Annotated in this window: 14 protein-coding genes and 1 pseudogene; 12 read left to right on the top strand and 3 right to left on the bottom strand. The window is 64.6% G+C overall.

Annotated features, from left to right (window positions below; translation table 11 throughout):
* Positions 1 to 97 precede the first annotated feature (97 nt).
* Positions 98 to 1,747, top strand: coding sequence for a glycosyltransferase family 39 protein (locus ABIG06_RS24635; protein WP_370138919.1), 1,650 nt, complete (start codon positions 98 to 100; stop codon positions 1,745 to 1,747).
* Between the two features lie 186 nt (positions 1,748 to 1,933).
* Positions 1,934 to 2,713: a class II aldolase/adducin family protein gene (locus ABIG06_RS24630; RefSeq protein ID WP_035671190.1), complete on the top strand. Its 780-nt coding sequence runs from the start codon at positions 1,934 to 1,936 to the stop codon at positions 2,711 to 2,713.
* A gap of 209 nt (positions 2,714 to 2,922) precedes the next feature.
* Here ABIG06_RS24630 and ABIG06_RS24625 read toward each other — a convergent pair whose 3' ends face one another.
* From ABIG06_RS24625 to ABIG06_RS24615, 3 genes and pseudogenes are all read right to left on the bottom strand, one after another.
* The gene (locus tag ABIG06_RS24625) at positions 2,923 to 4,317 is read right to left on the bottom strand and encodes a M20/M25/M40 family metallo-hydrolase (RefSeq protein ID WP_370138918.1); all 1,395 of its coding nucleotides are present in this window, start codon (positions 4,315 to 4,317) and stop codon (positions 2,923 to 2,925) included.
* Between the two features lie 25 nt (positions 4,318 to 4,342).
* Positions 4,343 to 5,671, bottom strand: coding sequence for a glycosyltransferase family 87 protein (locus tag ABIG06_RS24620; RefSeq protein WP_370138917.1), 1,329 nt, complete (start codon positions 5,669 to 5,671; stop codon positions 4,343 to 4,345).
* 154 nt (positions 5,672 to 5,825) lie between these two features.
* Positions 5,826 to 7,449 (bottom strand): annotated as a pseudogene (locus tag ABIG06_RS24615) (helicase HerA-like domain-containing protein).
* Positions 7,450 to 7,795: 346 nt separating this feature from the next.
* On the opposite strand from ABIG06_RS24615, the gene ABIG06_RS24610 reads away from it, so the two are divergent.
* The 10 genes from ABIG06_RS24610 (at position 7,796) to ABIG06_RS24565 (ending at position 16,298) form a co-directional block, all read left to right on the top strand.
* Positions 7,796 to 8,161: a DUF2267 domain-containing protein gene (locus ABIG06_RS24610; protein WP_370138916.1), complete on the top strand. Its 366-nt coding sequence runs from the start codon at positions 7,796 to 7,798 to the stop codon at positions 8,159 to 8,161.
* 25 nt (positions 8,162 to 8,186) lie between these two features.
* The gene (locus ABIG06_RS24605) at positions 8,187 to 8,594 is read left to right on the top strand and encodes a DUF4332 domain-containing protein (protein WP_124160814.1); all 408 of its coding nucleotides are present in this window, start codon (positions 8,187 to 8,189) and stop codon (positions 8,592 to 8,594) included.
* 264 nt (positions 8,595 to 8,858) lie between these two features.
* Positions 8,859 to 9,719, top strand: coding sequence for a dihydropteroate synthase (gene folP / locus ABIG06_RS24600; RefSeq protein WP_370138915.1), 861 nt, complete (start codon positions 8,859 to 8,861; stop codon positions 9,717 to 9,719).
* Positions 9,716 to 10,084 (top strand): dihydroneopterin aldolase, encoded by a 369-nt coding sequence (folB, locus tag ABIG06_RS24595; RefSeq protein ID WP_370138914.1) that lies wholly within the window; start codon positions 9,716 to 9,718, stop codon positions 10,082 to 10,084. The genes folP and folB overlap by 4 nt, the downstream gene beginning before the upstream one ends.
* 1 nt (position 10,085) lies before the next feature.
* Entirely contained in the window at positions 10,086 to 10,577 is a 492-nt protein-coding gene (gene folK / locus ABIG06_RS24590) for a 2-amino-4-hydroxy-6-hydroxymethyldihydropteridine diphosphokinase (RefSeq protein WP_370138913.1), read from the top strand.
* An 81-nt stretch (positions 10,578 to 10,658) separates the two neighbouring features.
* Positions 10,659 to 12,530 carry a methylmalonyl-CoA mutase family protein gene (locus ABIG06_RS24585; RefSeq protein WP_370138912.1) on the top strand — a complete coding sequence of 624 codons (1,872 nt, stop codon included), beginning with the start codon at positions 10,659 to 10,661 and terminating at the stop codon, positions 12,528 to 12,530.
* Positions 12,527 to 12,991 carry a GFA family protein gene (locus ABIG06_RS24580; protein WP_124160809.1) on the top strand — a complete coding sequence of 155 codons (465 nt, stop codon included), beginning with the start codon at positions 12,527 to 12,529 and terminating at the stop codon, positions 12,989 to 12,991. The genes ABIG06_RS24585 and ABIG06_RS24580 overlap by 4 nt, the downstream gene beginning before the upstream one ends.
* A 23-nt stretch (positions 12,992 to 13,014) precedes the next feature.
* The gene (scpA, locus tag ABIG06_RS24575; RefSeq protein WP_124160808.1) at positions 13,015 to 15,171 is read left to right on the top strand and encodes a methylmalonyl-CoA mutase; all 2,157 of its coding nucleotides are present in this window, start codon (positions 13,015 to 13,017) and stop codon (positions 15,169 to 15,171) included.
* 34 nt (positions 15,172 to 15,205) lie between these two features.
* A complete protein-coding gene (locus ABIG06_RS24570; protein WP_370138911.1) occupies positions 15,206 to 15,496 on the top strand; it encodes a nucleotidyltransferase family protein in 291 nt (96 codons plus the stop codon).
* A gap of 22 nt (positions 15,497 to 15,518) precedes the next feature.
* Positions 15,519 to 16,298: an RsiV family protein gene (locus ABIG06_RS24565; RefSeq protein ID WP_370138910.1), complete on the top strand. Its 780-nt coding sequence runs from the start codon at positions 15,519 to 15,521 to the stop codon at positions 16,296 to 16,298.
* The last annotated feature ends 49 nt before the right edge of the window (positions 16,299 to 16,347 follow it).

Below are 16,347 nucleotides of genomic sequence, written 5' to 3'. Positions count from 1 at the left end.
CCAATTACTTGGTAATGGAACTGCGATATACGGAGTCTAGGGAGCAGGTCCGCGCGCACCAGCAGGGCCGAGAGGGGATTCCGGGGCACCGATAGCCATGACTTCCATCACGACTTCGGCGATCGACACGCCTCTTCGGCGCTCGGTCGAACGGACCTGCGATGATCTCGCCATGCTGGTGCTGGCTGCGGTCGCCGTCATCGCAGGCTTGACCTTCCGCGACTACGGGCTCGGCTGGGACGACTACACCCACGCCGAATACGCCGACCTGCTGCTGCGGATGTTCGGTTCCGGCTTCAAGGACACCGCGGCGCTCTCCTTCGCCAATCTCTACATGTATGGCGGCGGCTTCGACATGGTCGCGGCCCTCCTGCACAAGGTCATTCCGCTCGAGTTGTTCGAGACGCGCCGCCTGGTCGGCGCCATCGTCGGCGTGATCGGCCTTGCCGTGACGTGGCGGCTCGGCCGCCGCATCGGCGGACCTCTTGCGGGTCTTGCCTCGCTCCTGCTGCTCGCGCTCTGCCCGATCTTCTACGGCCACATGTTCATGAACCCGAAGGATGCGCCCTTCGCGGTGGCCATGATCATCCTGATGCTCGGCCTTGTCCGTCTCGCCGAGGAATATCCGCAGCCGTCGCCACGCACGGTCCTCATCGTCGGCCTGGGTGCCGGCCTTTCGCTGGGATGCCGCATTCTCGGCGGGCTCGCACTGGTCTACGCCGTGCTCGGCTTCATGCCGCTGCTCCTGGAGGAATTGCGCACTGAAGGCTTGCGCGAATCGGTCCGCCGCTTCGCCCATGTCGTCTATGTGCTGCTGCCCGGCCTCGTGCTCGGCTACCTCGTGATGGGCCTGATCTGGCCGTGGTCGATCATGGAGCCCGGCAATCCCTTCGAGGCGCTGACCTACTTCTCGCATTTCTTCGAGAAGCCGTGGAAGGAGATGTTCGACGGCGCGATCGTGTCGGTGCCCGACATGCCCTGGTCCTATCTGCCGACGCTGTTCGCGCTGCAGCTGCCCGAGGTCATGCTGGTGCTGACGGCCGGCGCCGTGTTCGGCACCTTCGCCATGCTGCCGCGGCGCGGGGTTCCGGCGCGCCGCAAGACCATCCTCTTGATGCTGACGCTGGCCGCAACCCTGCCGCTCGCGATCGCGATGGTGAAGCGCCCGGCGTTGTACAACGGCATCCGTCATTTCGTCTTCGTGATCCCGCCGATGGCGGTGCTCGGCGGCGTCGCGTTCGCCTGGGCCATGGAGCGCCTGCGCGCCAATCACCGCACCTGGCAACCGGTCGTGCTCGCCACCTTCTGCTTCGGCCTTGCGCTGTCGCTCGCCGAGATGATCCGGCTGCACCCCTACCAATACACGCATTTCAACCACATCGCCGGGACCGTTCGCGGCGCCGACGACCGCTTCATGCTGGACTATTGGGGCCTCGCCTTGAAGCAGGCCTCCGACGAACTGCGCGAGCAGCTCGTCGAGCGCCAGGAAGTGCCGCCCAGCAACCGCAAATGGAAGGTTGCGGTCTGCGGTCCGCAGCGCCCGGCCCAGGTCGCGCTCGGGCCCGACTTCACCATCGGCTGGGATTCCAATGCGGCCGACTTCGCCATGACGCTCGGCGAGTTCTACTGCAAGGGCCTCACCGCGCCCGTCATGGTCGAGATCAAGCGCGACGACGTGGTGTTCGCCCGCGTCTACGACATCCGCGGTCGCGGCATTTCCACCCTGCTGTCGATCCCGGCGCCGTAGCGATTTCCTCTTGGGCGTAGCCCCGGACCTCGCGGCGCAATCGCGGAGTCTTTGGCTGGGCTCCCAGCATTCCGCCTGCGCTCCATGCGGGCTACGCTTGACTGCCGCGCTTTGATCGCCTTGCTGCCGATCGCCGCCAAGACTACGCTCCCTCCCCGCAACAACGATGTTTCGGAGAGATCAGCCATGTCGCCAGCGGAAGCGCGCCTTAGGGAAGTGCCGTCGAACATGACGGAGGCGGAGTGGCAGCAACGGGTCAATCTGGCCGCCTGCTATCGCCTCGTCGCGCTGTACGGCTGGGACGATCTGGTCGACACCCACATCTCCGCGCGCGTGCCCGGTCCCGACCATCACTTCCTCATCAACCCCTACGGGCTGATGTTCGAGGAAATCACGGCCTCGAGCCTCGTCAAGGTCGACCTGCACGGCAACCAGCTCTCCGAGAGCGAATACAGCATCAACCCGGCCGGCTTCACCATCCATTCGGCGATCCACGAGGTGCGCGAGGACGCGATCTGCGTGCTGCATCTCCACACGCTCGACGGCACTGCGGTGTCAAGCAGCGCCGAAGGCCTGCTGCCGCTGAACCAGACTGCCCAGCTCGTCACCCACGACCTCGCCTATCACGATTATGAAGGCATTGCGCTCGATCACGACGAACGGCCGCGGCTGCAGAAGGATCTCGGCGACCACAACCACATGCTCCTGCGCAACCACGGCACGCTCACGGTTGGCCGCTCGGTCGCCTCCGCCTTCGAGCGCATGTATCACCTCGAGCGCGCCTGCTCGATGCAGGTGCGCACGCGCGCGCTGGGCACGCCGGTCTATCCGGTCGACGATATCGCGATCGACAAGAACACCGAGCTGCTGTCGAACCGCGACCGCGCCGAGTTGCGCGCGACCAATCTCGTGTGGCCGCCCTTGCTGCGCAAGCTCGACCGCGTCAATCCCGGCTACAGGTCTTGAGATATTTTCGATCTGGTGTAGAGTAGCGCCCAACGAACCTCTACGCCTTTTGGAATGAAACGCCGCCCAATCCCGGGCGGCGTTTTTGTTGGGCCGTCGGCCTCTCCGCTCGACATTGCGAGGAGCCCTTGCGACGAACCAATCCAGACTGCTTCCGCGAAGAGATTCTGGATTGCTTCGCTAGGTTCGCAATGACGGGATAGCGCGCCCTACTTCACCTCGGCCAGCGCGGCGAGGATCCTTGCCCAGGAGCGGATGCCCTTCTGGAAGCTCCGCAGGTCGTATTTCTCGTTCGGTGAGTGGATGTTGTCGTCGTCGAGGCCAAAACCCACCAGCAGCGAGTCGAGGCCCAACGTGCGTTTGAAGTCGGCGACGATCGGAATCGAGGCGCCCGAGCCCATCAGCACAGTCTCCTTGCCCCACTCCGCGGCCAGCGCCTTGCTGGCGGCGGCGAGCGGCTTCATGGTCCAGTCGAGCGCGACCGCGGGCGCAGCGGAATGGTCCCCGAACTCCACCTTGCAGTCGCCGGGAATGCGCGCCGATACGTAGTCGCGGAAGGCCTTGCGGATTCTGGCGGGATCCTGGCCCTGCACAAGGCGGAACGACACCTTGGCCGAAGCATGTGAGGGGATCACGGTCTTGGAGCCTTCGCCGATATAGCCGCCCCAGATGCCGTTGACGTCGCAGGTCGGGCGCGTCGAGGCCTGCTCGACCAGCAGCCTGCCCTTCTCGCCAGCCGGGAGCGACAGCCCGACCGGCTTGAGGAAGGTCTCGGGCGTGAATTCGAGCTTCTTCCACTGCTCCAGGATGTCGGACGGCGTATCCTTCACGCCATCATAGAAGCCGGGGATGGTGATGCGGTTGTCGTCGTCGAACAGGCCGCCCAGAATTTTCGTGAGCACCCGGATCGGGTTCATCGCGGTGCCGCCGAACACGCCGGAATGCAAATCGCGATTGGCCGCAGTGATCTTCAGCTCTTCATAGAGCAGGCCACGCAGCGAGGTCGTGATCGCCGGCGTGTTGCTGTCCCACATGCTGGTGTCGCAGACCAGCACGTAGTCTGCCTTGAACTCGTGCTTGTTCGCCTCGATGAAGGGCACGAAATTCTTCGAGCCGACCTCCTCCTCGCCCTCGATCAGGAAGGTGACGTCGACCGGCAGCGAGCCCGTCACCTTCTTCCAGGCGCGGCAGGCCTCGATGAAGGTCATCACCTGCCCCTTGTCGTCCTCGGCGCCGCGCGCAACGATGATCTTGCGGCCGTCGGCATGATCCGCCACAACGGGCTCGAACGGCGGACGGTGCCAGAGATCCAGCGGGTCGACCGGCTGCACGTCGTAATGGCCGTAGAACAGCACGTGCGGCCGTCCGCCCGCTCCGGTCCTGCCGACGACGGCGGGATGGCCCGCGGTCGGCCTCACCTCGGTCGCGACACCGAAGCTGGCGATGTCCCTGGCGAGATGCTCGGCCGCGGCCTTGCAATCATCCGCAAAAGCCGGATCGGCCGAGATCGACTTGATCCGCAACAACGAGAACAGGCGCTCCAGGCTGTTGTCGAAATCCCTGTCGATGTGGTCGAGCACGGATTGAAGCTGCGTGTTTGACATTGTCGTGTTCCTGATTGCGGGGGTCTCAAGGTGTCTGCGCTTTTAACGCCGGCGCGGCCTTGGGGCCAGCCGCAACCGGCGGATGCCGGATGTGCCAGGCGAGACACCCTGCGAGGACGGCCGTCGCAGCGAGGTTGTTGCCACAGGCCTGGATGACCTTGGGAAACCACGGCAGCGACAGCAGCATGAGGACGCCGGCGGCCCCCAAGGCAAGCCAGGTTCCCACGCGCACATGCGCCCGCGCGTCGAATGCGGCGCGATGGATCAATACCGTGATCGGGAAGAACAGCCACATGAAGTAGTATTGCCGGGCCAGAGGCGAGGCCACCGTGATCAGGCAGAACAGAATGCCGAGTTCCTCGGCATCCGAGCGCGCCGTTCGCCGCGCCTGCCCTGGCATGATCGCGATGAAGGCGAGCCCGAGCAACGCCGAAACCGCAAGCACGATCCAGTTCGCCGTCCTGTAGTCGACCTCGACCACATTGATCGTGCGCGGCGGTTTGCTGGGATCGTCCTGATTGTAGTTGATCGGCCGGACCAGGCGATGCGTGACGGCGATGAGGGACTGGTTGACCCACGACCAGTTCTGTTCGTCACGCTGGCCAAAGCCTTTCTCCGAGTTCGTCCCGACCATGCCCTGGTACCAGGTCGCAAGTTCGGCCGCGTTGCGCGCGAAGCCACGGATCGGCGCCGGCACGAGATAGAGAAGAATGCCGGTGAAGGCGATGGTGCTGACAAGGGCGGCCCACTTCCGCCGCCAGAGCAGATAGGGCAGCACAGCGATCGGAAACACCTTGATGGCGGCGGCGAGCGCGAACAAGAAGCCGGCGAGCCACGCCCGCTGGTGCCGCAGACTCCAGAAGCCATAGAGCATCATCGCGAGCAGGACGAGATTCGGCTGGCCCAGATCGAACATGTCGAACACGAAGGCCACCGTGACCAGGACCGGCAGCGCCTCCAGCCAGCGGCCAGGCTTGCGGTCCGAGCCTGTCATGACTTGGGAGAACGTCCCGGTGTACCACCACGCCACAGCATTCAAGATCGACAGGACGACATAGAGCGGAATCTTGCCGAACCAGGTCGGAATCGCCAGCAGGATCGCCGGCAGCGGCGGATAGATGAAGTCGAAATAGTCGCGGGCCGTGGCAGGATAGAGCGGCCCACCTTGCAAGACCTGCTGTCCGGCCCAGTACCAGAGCAAGTAGTCCTTGGTCTTGCCGTGGCCGAAAATCTCGGGGACCAGCACGTCGGCCGTCAGCACCACGCAGCAGAACAGAAAAAGCAGATCCAGCGGCGCACGCAGCGACAGACGTCTCGGCGCATCAGGCTTGGCTAAGGGGGCGGGCGGGGTCACGGGGCGGGGGTCCGGTGCGGCGACGAAACAGGACGTAGCAGACCCGCGGGGGCTTGGAGAGCCCCCTCACCTGAATGTGTGCGACGTTCGGCCCCTCGATCGGGACAGGTCGATGAGCTCGGCGGACGAATTGCCTTCCCGTCGGGCGTCCTGCCTACCGCCGCAGCAATCCACCGAGCGCGCCGCGGACAAGCGTGCGGCCGATCGAGCCGCCGAGCTGGCCGCCGACCGACTTGCCGATATTGGCGGCCATCCCGCCGATCACTTGATTGGTGACCGATCGCGTCACGTCCCGCGCAATGACCTGGCCGGTCGACAGACGGCCTCGCTTGACGTTGGTGCCGAAGATGGTGCCGACGATCGAGCCGATCTGGCCCAGGATGCCGCCGCCGCTTCCACCCGCTGGACTGTCCGCCGTGGCCGCGGTGTCGGCGATGCGCTTCTGGAGCATCTCGTAGGCGGATTCGGAATCGACGGCGGTGTCATATTTGCCCTTCACCGGGCTTGCAGCCATGATTGCCTTGCGCTCGTCCGGCGTGATTGGTCCGATGCGGGCCGACGGTGGCCGGATCATCACCCGCTCCACCATCGACGGCGTGCCGTTGCCCTCGAGGAAGGACACCAGCGCCTCACCCTTGCCGAGCTCCGTGATCACCTTGACGGTGTCGAGCTTCGGATTGGGCCGGAAGGTCTGGGCTGCAGCAGCGACGGCCTTCTGGTCGCGCGGAGTGAAGGCGCGCAGCGCGTGCTGCACGCGACCGCCCAACTGGGCCAACACCTTGTCCGGCACGTCGATCGGATTCTGGGTGACGAAATAGACGCCGACGCCCTTGGAACGGATCAGACGAACCACCTGCTCGATCTTGTCCATCAACGCCTTCGGCGCATCGTTGAACAGCAGATGCGCCTCGTCGAAAAAGAACACAAGTTTTTGGCTTCGGCAGATCGCCGGCCTCCGGCAATTCCTCAAACAACTCCGACAGCAACCACAACAGGAATGTCGCGTAGAGCCTGGGGCTCTCCATCAGCTTGTCGGCAACCAGAATGTTGACCATGCCTCGACCGTCGCTATCGGTCTTCATGAAGTCCTTCAGCTCCAGTGCCGGCTCACCGAAGAATTTCGCTCCGCCCTGGTTTTCCAGCACCAGCAGCTGGCGTTGAATCGTTCCAACCGTCGCCTTGCTGACGTTGCCGAAGCTCTGCGCGGCCTTGCGGACCTCGGCTAGCGGATCTTCCTCAGCATCCGGTCCCTTCTTGCCACTGGCGGGAACGATCGCATCCAACAGCGATCGCAGATCCTTCATATCCAACAATGGCAGGCCATTCTCGTCCGCGACGCGGAAGGCGACGTTGAGAACCCCTTCCTGCACCTCGTTCAGATCGAGCATCCGCGCCAGCAGGAGCGGCCCCATTTCGGTGACGGTGGCGCGGACCGGATGTCCCTGCTCGCCGAACACGTCCCAGAACACGGTCGAGAACTGGTCCGGCTGAAACTTGAGACCCATGTCGCCGGCGCGCTTGAGAATGAAGTCTTTGGCCTCGCCGACTTCCGAGATTCCGGAGAGGTCACCTTTGATGTCGGCCGCGAATACGGGAACACCGGCGCGCGCAAATCCTTCCGCCAGCACCTGCAGCGACACGGTCTTGCCGGTTCCGGTCGCGCCCGTGACGAGGCCGTGGCGATTGGCGAGCGCCAACGTCAGCCATGCCTGCTCGTTTCCCTTGCCGACGAAAATCTTGTCGTCGGTATCGCCGAGCTTGCTGTCCTGTGCGGTCATTATTCTCTCTGATCTCTATGCCGAGTTTCGCGTATTGAAACCCGATTGCGCCAGTTCCGTAGTTTAACGCATGTCGCACACCGATTAAAACCGTTCAACGCGCCCCGACCATGCGAGATTGTCGGACACGAATGGACGAGATCAGCCGAAAGTAGGAACGAGTTATTCGCAGCGCGGCAATTTTTTTGCCGATTCGATCTCGGCTCTTGCACGGCTGCAACACTTTTCGCGCCTTCGAGGATGAATCGCGACGGCGCATGCGTTCATCGCTTGAATTTCACATCACACCGGCTCAAGATCATTTTCGAAAGCAATACTCCGGCACGCAAACCGGCTGAGGGGCCTTATGGACGAGCTGATCGGACGGCTGGCGGCAAACGCCAGCATAGATGGTGCTGTCGCTGAAAAGACCGTCGGCATTATCCTGGGCTTCCTCCGCAGCGAGGGTCCTTCCGATAGCGTGCAGGCCCTGATCGACCAGATCCCCGGAGCAGAAGCTGCGATTGAGGCGGCCCGGAGCGGCGGCGGCCTGTCGCGGCTGATGGGCGGCGGCTTGATGGCGGTCGGCACGCGCCTGATGGGCCTGGGACTTGGCATGTCCGATATTCAAAAGGTCGCCCGTGAACTTTTCCGCTACGGGCGAGACAAAATCGGAGCGGATCAGATGGGCAAGATCATCGCTGGGACTCCGGGCCTCAGCCAATTCGCCTGAAGCCACGCATTTCATACCGAGTATCATGACATATCCAATCTCCGAGATTGAGGGCCTGTCGGCCTTTGCAGCCAACAAGTTGAAGGCGCATGGAATCCGCACCACTGACGCGCTGCTCGAGGCGGCCTCGACCGTGAAGGGCCGCAAGGCTCTGTCCGCCAAGACCGGCATCAGCGAGCAGTCGCTGCTGGAATGGGCCAACGTCTCCGACTACATGCGCATTCCCGGTATGGGCAGGGCCAAGGTCGGCCTGATCCGCGCCGCCGGCGTCACCACCGTGCGCGAGCTCGCCTATCGAAATCCGGCGAGGCTCGCCCAGAGCATGCGCGAAGCCAACGAGAAGAAGAAGCTCGTCCGCATCCTGCCATCCGAGAAATCGGTCGGCGACATCATCGCCAAGGCCAAGAAGCTGCCGCCGAAGATCACGTATTAGCTTAGACTCTGTCCCCGTCATCCCCGCGCAACCGCGAAGCGGTTGTCGCTGGTGGTGCGAGGCATGGGACGCACGACGTCCCATGGAGAGCCTCGAAGGATGCACGGGCAGGCTGCATCTCCACGGAAAGAGCCGGGCCGTCGCCCTTCGAGGGCCGCTGAAGAAGGGGCCACCTCAGGGTGACGGCGAGAAAGCGACGCCCGTAGCCATCGGCGCCCCCTTCCCGTCTTGACTCCCCCTGCCCGACCGCGCAAAGCGGGCCGCATGAACGCCTCGCTCTCCCCTTCCGTCCCGCCGGCCGGCTCGGCCGGGATCGACGCGCTTCGGACGCTGCTGGAGCGGCCTCTTCCTGCGGTGATGGGCGTGCTCAACGTCACCCCGGATTCCTTTTCCGATGGCGGCGCGTTCATCGCGCCCGCGCAGGCGCTGGAGCGGGCGCGGGCGATGATCGCCGATGGCGTCGACATCATCGATATCGGCGCCGAATCCACCCGGCCCTACAAGGGCGCCCGCCCGATCGCCGCGGAAGACGAATTGGCGCGACTAAAGCCGGTGCTGGCCGACGTGGTGGCGCTCGGCGTGCCCGTCTCGATCGACAGCATGAAGGCGCAGGTGGTGGCCTTCGCGCTCGACCATGGCGCGGCGATCGCCAACGACGTCTGGGGCCTGCAACGCGATGGCGACATGGCGCCGCTGATCGCCGCAAGAGGTGTCCCCGTCATCGTCATGCACAACCGCGACAGCGTCGATCCCGCGATCGATATCATTGCGGACATGAAGACGTTCTTTCGGCACTCGCTCGATATCGCCGCACAAGCCGGCATCGTGCGCGACAAGATCGTGCTCGATCCCGGCATCGGCTTCGGCAAGACGGCAGAGCAGAGCATGACCGCGCTGGCGAGGCTGCGCGAACTGGACGTGTTCGGCCTGCCGATCCTGGTCGGCGCCTCGCGCAAGCGCTTCATCGCCGCGGTGTCGCCGTCGGAACCATCGGCGCGGCTCGCCGGCTCGATCGCGGCCCATCTGATCGCCGCGCAGCGCGGCGCGAAGATCATCCGGACCCATGATGTCGGCGAAACCCTGCAGGCCCTGCGGGTGGCGCATGCAATCGAGAGCAAGCAATGACCGATACGATCTTCGTCACCGGCCTGTCGATCCATGCCCGCCACGGCGTGATGGATCACGAAACCGAAGTCGGCCAGCGTTTCGTCATCGATCTCGAACTCTACACCGATCTCTCTGAGCCCTCGCGCAGCGACCGGCTCGCGGACACGGTGTCCTACGCCGACGTCGTGGCGACGACGACGGCGGCGTTCAAGAACACCAGTTACAAGCTGCTGGAGCGCGCGGCCGGCGCGGTGGCCGACGCCATCCTGTCGAACTTCCCGCGCGTCCGCTCCGTCAAGATCACGGTGCACAAGCCGCATGCGCCGATCGCCGCGATCTTCGACGATGTCGGCATCATGCTGACACGCTCGCGGCATCCGTAGCGTGGCGAGCGTGCTGATCGCACTGGGCGGCAATGTCGGCGATGTCCGCGCGACGTTCAAAAAGGCAATCGCCCATGTCTGCGGCATGGCGCAGGCCGCGCTGATCGCGCGCTCCTCGGATTATGCCACCCCGCCCTGGGGCGACGAGGACCAGGATTCCTTCATCAATGCCTGCATCGAGATCGAGACCGGTCTCGATCCACACGCGCTATTGTTCGTGCTGCAGAAAGTCGAGCAGAAGTTCGGCCGCACGCGAACCAAGGAGCGGCGCTGGGGCCCGCGCACTCTCGATCTCGACATGATTGCCTACGACGATGTCTCCTTGCAGAAGCCCGACCTGACGCTGCCGCATCCCCGCCTGTTCGAGCGCGCTTTCGTGCTGGTGCCGCTGGCCGAAATCGCGCCCGAGCGCGTGATCTCGGGTATTCGTGTGCGTGACGGGCTCGCCAGCGTCTCCACGCAAGGCATTGAGCGGCTTCCGGATACCGGTTAACCAAAAACAACCGTTTGCAGGGACGGTCTGCCGTGGCAATTTCGCCTGCGAATAACAAGGTGTTCGGGAGCCCTTCGCCGCATGACCTCCGTGACTGACGACCTGCCGCTGGCGGCGGATTTTCCCAAGGCCACCGTCGAGGACTGGCGCAAGCTGGTCGACGGCGTGCTGAAGGGCGCGCCGTTCGAGAAGCTGGTCGGCAAGACCTATGACGGCATCAAGATCGATCCGCTCTATCCGCGCGCCAAGGGCGTTGCACCCGTGGTGGGACGGCCGCTGGCTGCGCCATGGCAGATCGTGCAGCGGATCGACCATCCCGACGCGGCGCTCGCAAATGCGCAGGCGCTGACCGACCTCGAGAACGGCGCGACGGGGCTCGCGCTGGTGTTCGCCGGCGGCAGCGGGGCCCATGGTTTCGGCCTGGAACCTTCGGCGGATGCGGTCGCAAAGGTCTTGAAGGATATTCATCTCGACGCAGGCATCGGCCTCGAACTCCAGATCGGCCCGCAATCGCGGATGGCCGCGATCCATGTCGCGGAATATGTCAAGAGCAAGGGATTCGATCCCGCAGCCTGCAACATCCGCTTCGGCCTCGATCCGCTCGCGGCCGCCGCAATGTGGGGCCACAGCCCCTACACATGGGACGAGATCGTTCCTGCCATTGCCGATGCCATCAAGGGCCTTGCCGCGCTCGGCTTCAAGGGACCGTTTGCGTCCGCCGACGGGCGCGTGATCCATGATGCCGGTGGCTCGGAGGTGCAGGAGCTTGCCTTCGTGCTCGCCTGCGGCGTCGCTTATCTGCGTGCGATCGAAGGCGCCGGCATTCCCCTCGAGAAGGCGCAGGGCATGGTCTATGCGCGGCTTGCCGCTGATGCCGACCAGTTCCTGACCATGGCCAAGTTCCGCGCGCTGCGGCTGCTGTGGGCGCGCATTGAAACGACCTGCGGGCTGACGCCGAAGCCGCTGTTCATCGCCGCCGATACGGCCTGGCGCATGCTGACGCAGCGCGACCCTTACGTGAACATGCTGCGCGCGACCATCGCGACATTCGCGGCGGGCCTTGCCGGCGCCGACGCGATCACCGTGCTGCCGCATACGCTGGCGCTCGGCCTGCCCGATCCGTTCGCGCGGCGCGTGGCGCGCAACACGCAGCTTTTGCTGCTGGAAGAAAGCAACCTCGCCAAGGTCAGCGATCCCGCCGCAGGCGCAGGCGGCATCGAGACGCTGACGGCGCAGCTTTGCGACGCCGCCTGGATGCTGTTCCAGGAAAGCGAGAAAGCCGGCGGCGCCTTTGCCGCGCTTCAGCAGGGCGTGTTCCAGAGCAAGGTGACGGCCGCGCGAAAGGCGCGCGAGGCTAGCATCGCAAAGCGCCGCGACGTGCTGACCGGCGCCAGCGAGTTTCCGAACCTGCATGAGAGCGAAGCCACCGTACTGAAGGCGACACCGGTCGCACTCGCTCCCTACGGCGAACAGAAATACCAGTTCGATGCGCTTCCGCCGATCCGGCTGGCGGAACCGTTCGAGGCGCTGCGCGACAAATCCGACGCGGCGTTGAAGGCACGTGGCGCCCGGCCGAAGGTGTTCCTGGCCAATCTCGGCACGCCCGCCGATTTCACGGCGCGCGCCACCTTCGCGAAGAGCTTCTTCGAAGCCGGCGGCATCGAGGCCCTGGACAGCGAGGGCTTTGCCGATCCGGCCAAATTGGCAGCCGCGTTCGACGCTTCAGGTGCGGAGCTTGCGTGCCTCTGTTCCAGCGACAAGGTCTATGCCGGTCAGGCGGAACCCGCCGCCCGGGCCCTGCAATCGGCAGGCAGCAGACTTATCTATCTGGCAGGCCGCCCGACTGATGCCGAGGCGGCGCTGCGCGCCGCCGGCGTCACGGCTTTTGTCTTCGCCGGAGGCGATGCGCTTGCGACACTGCAAGACGCCTATCGACGGATGGAGCAGCCATGACCGGCACCAGCAAACCCGTTCTCACCGGCGGCTGCCAATGCGGTGCCGTGCGCTTCGCCGTCATGACGGCGCCGACCAGGGTCTCGATCTGCCACTGCCGTATGTGCCAGAAGGCAGCCGGTGCGCCATTCGCCTCCTTTGCCGATATCAACAAGACGGACTTCGCCTGGACCAAGGGTCAGCCCTCGTTCTTCCGCTCCTCCACCATCGCTGAGCGCGGCTTTTGCTCCGCCTGTGGCACGCCGCTGAGCTTCGGCCGCATTGACGGCGACCGGATCGAGATCATGACCGGCACCTTCGACCACCCCGACTGGGTGATCCCGACGCGCCAGTTCGGCACCGAATCCCGCCTCGGCTGGGTGGTCGGCATCGCCAACTTGCCGAGCCAGACCACGCAGCAGAATTACGGACCGGAGAAGATGGCGACCATCGTCAGCCATCAGCATCCGGATCACGATTGAGCGTCTATGATATGGTTGACACCATGAGCCGCATTCCCAATTTCGCCGATGTCGCTTTCGAGCGAGCCGCCACAGCCGCCCCCGCCGGCAGCGCCGAGCCGTGGCTCACGCCCGAGGGCATCCTGGTGAAGCCCGCCTATGGCGAGGCTGATCTCGCCGGGCTCGATTTCCTCGAGACCTATCCCGGCATCGCGCCCTATCTGCGCGGTCCCTATCCGACCATGTATGTCAACCAGCCCTGGACGGTCAGGCAATATGCCGGCTTCTCCACGGCGGAGGATTCCAACGCGTTCTACCGCCGCAACCTCGCGGCCGGACAGAAGGGCCTCTCGGTCGCGTTCGATCTCGCCACCCACCGCGGCTATGACAGCGATCATCCGCGCGTCGGCGGCGACGTCGGCATGGCCGGCGTGGCCATCGATTCCATCTACGACATGCGCACGCTGTTTGCAGGCATCCCGCTCGACCAGATGAGCGTGTCCATGACCATGAACGGCGCGGTGCTGCCGATCCTCGCGCTCTACGTCGCCGCCGCCGAGGAACAGGGCGTGCCGCCGGAGAAGCTCTCAGGAACGATTCAGAACGACATTCTGAAAGAGTTCATGGTGCGCAACACCTATATCTATCCGCCGGCGCCCTCGATGCGGATCATCTCCGACATCTTTGCGTACACCTCGCAAAAAATGCCGAAGTACAATTCGATCTCGATCTCCGGCTATCACATGCAGGAGGCCGGCGCGACGCAGGACCTCGAGCTCGCCTACACGCTCGCCGACGGCGTCGAATATCTGCGCGCCGGCCTTGCGGCCGGGCTCGACGTCGATCGTTTCGCGCCCCGCCTGTCGTTCTTCTGGGCGATCGGCATGAACTTCTTCATGGAAGTCGCCAAGCTGCGCGCCGCGCGCCTGCTCTGGGCGAAGCTGCTCAAGCCCTTCAACCCGAAGGACCCGCGCTCGCTGTCGCTGCGCACGCACAGCCAGACCTCGGGCTGGTCGCTGACCGCGCAGGACGTCTTCAACAACGTGATGCGCACGACCGTGGAGGCGATGGCGGCGACGCAGGGCCACACGCAATCGCTGCACACCAATGCGCTCGACGAAGCGCTGGCGCTGCCGACGGATTTCTCGGCGCGCATCGCCCGCAACACCCAGCTCTTCCTGCAGCAGGAGAGCGGCACCACCCGCATCATCGATCCCTGGGGCGGCTCGTACTACGTCGAGCGGCTGACGCGCGACCTCGCGGCGAAGGCGTGGAGCCACATTCAGGAGGTCGAGGAGCTCGGCGGCATGGCGAAGGCGATCGAGGCCGGCGTGCCCAAGCTGCGCATCGAGGAAGCCTCGGCCAAGACCCAGGCGCGCATCGACGCCGGCAAGCAGGCGGTGATCGGCGTCAACAAGTACAAGCCGACCGACGAGGACAGGATCGAGATCCTGAAGGTCGACAATACCAACGTCCGGCGCTTGCAGATCGACAAGCTCAAGCGGCTGAAAGCCGAGCGCAACCAGAAGGACGTCGATGCCGCGCTTGCCGCGCTGACGCGCTCGGCCGGCGAAGGCAACGGCAATCTGCTCGCGCTCGCCATCGACGCGGCGCGGGCGAAGGCGACCGTCGGCGAAATCTCGGACGCGATGGAAAAGGTGTTCGGCCGGCACCGCGCCGAGATCAAGTCCATCACCGGCGTCTACAAGCGGGAGGCGTCCAGCATGGGCAACCAGGTCGAGAAGGTTCAGGCGCTGATCGACGCGTTCGAGGAGGCGGAAGGCCGCCGCCCGCGCATTCTTGTCGCCAAGATCGGCCAGGACGGCCACGACCGCGGCCAGAAGGTGATTGCGTCTGCCTTTGCCGATATCGGCTTCGACGTCGACATCGGGCCGCTGTTCGCCACGGCGGATGAAGCCGCGCGGCAGGCGGTCGAGAACGACGTCCACATCCTCGGCGTCTCCTCGCTCGCTGCCGCCCACCTCACCGCCGTGCCGGAGCTGAAGGCCGCGCTGAAGAAGCAGGGCCGTGACGACATCATGATCATCGTCGGCGGCGTGGTGCCGCCGCAGGATTACGACGCGCTCTATGCCGCCGGCGCCGAGGCCATCTTCCCGCCGGGCACCGTGATTGCGGAGGCGGCCGAGGAGCTGATCCGCAAGCTGAATGCGCGGCTCGGCCATAGCGAGGCGGCCGAGTAGATGATAGACTGGCCGCAACCGGCCAGCTGTGTCCATGACGCGTGACGAGATCATCGCTGCGATACGCGAAAATGCGGACGCCATCAAAGGCAAGGGCGTCTCGAAGCTTGCCATTGTCGGCTCGCGGGCCGGCGAAGATTACGGCAGCGACATCGACATTCTGCTCGAGATCGAACCGGATACGTCTTTTTCACTGCTCAAGCTGATCGATGTCGAAAATATCATCGAAGATGCGACCGGGTTGCAGACGCAGGCAACCGTTCGCCGCTCGACGTCTCCCCGCTTTGCGCCGCACAGCGCAGACGACATTGTCGAAATATTCTGACGCTCACGCAGGAGCACTAGCCTTGAAATTCATCGCGGGTTTGAGCGTCGCCCTGGCGCTGAGCGCAACGTGCGCGTTTTCTGCCCTCGCCGCCGACCCCAAGCCCGACGCCGTCATCAAGACCGAGAGCATCGAGGCGCGCGTTTTCCTCGACGACAGGATCAAGGCGGATGCGGCGCTGGCGGCGGATTGCCTCGCCGAAGGCAGGAAATGGCTCGATAAGAATGCCGCGGAAGCTGCCGCCGCTCGCAAAGCGGACCCGCAGTTCTTCAAGGAGGGCGGCTGGGAGTTCGAGCGCAAATATGAAATCCGCTCCGTGGTTGCCGACCGCTATGTCAGTGTCCTGCGCAACGACTACATGAACACACGCGGTGCCCATCCCAATTCGGATGTGAACACGATCCTGTGGGACAAGGCGGCGAACAAGCGCATCTCGATCCGCCCGTTCTTTGCCGAGACCGCCGACAAGGGTCCGGCCATGAAGGCGATGGTGAAGGCCATCATCACCTCGCTCAAGGCCGAGAAGAAGAAGCGCGATGCCGGCGAGACCGCGACCGACGAATGGTTCAAGAGCGTGGAGCCAAGCCTGCTCAAGATCGGCGCGGTGACGCTTGCGCCGTCAACTGAAGCAGGCAAGAGCTCCGGCCTCACCTTTCACTACCCGCCCTACGCCGTCGGTCCCTACGCCGAGGGCGAGTATGTTGCATTCGTGCCGTGGGAGGCGCTGAAGCCGTATCTCAGCGCAGAAGGCACACGAATCTTCGGCGGCGCGCGGCCGAAGGGCGACGCGGAGGAGCAGTGAACGATCGCTAGCTGGATCGCGGATGGGCTCGCGCCAGTGTCCGCGCCAG

The organism is Bradyrhizobium sp. USDA 326 (genome assembly GCF_049739485.1).
GTDB lineage: Bacteria > Pseudomonadota > Alphaproteobacteria > Rhizobiales > Xanthobacteraceae > Bradyrhizobium.
This window is presented reverse-complemented; position numbering and strand designations above follow the sequence as displayed.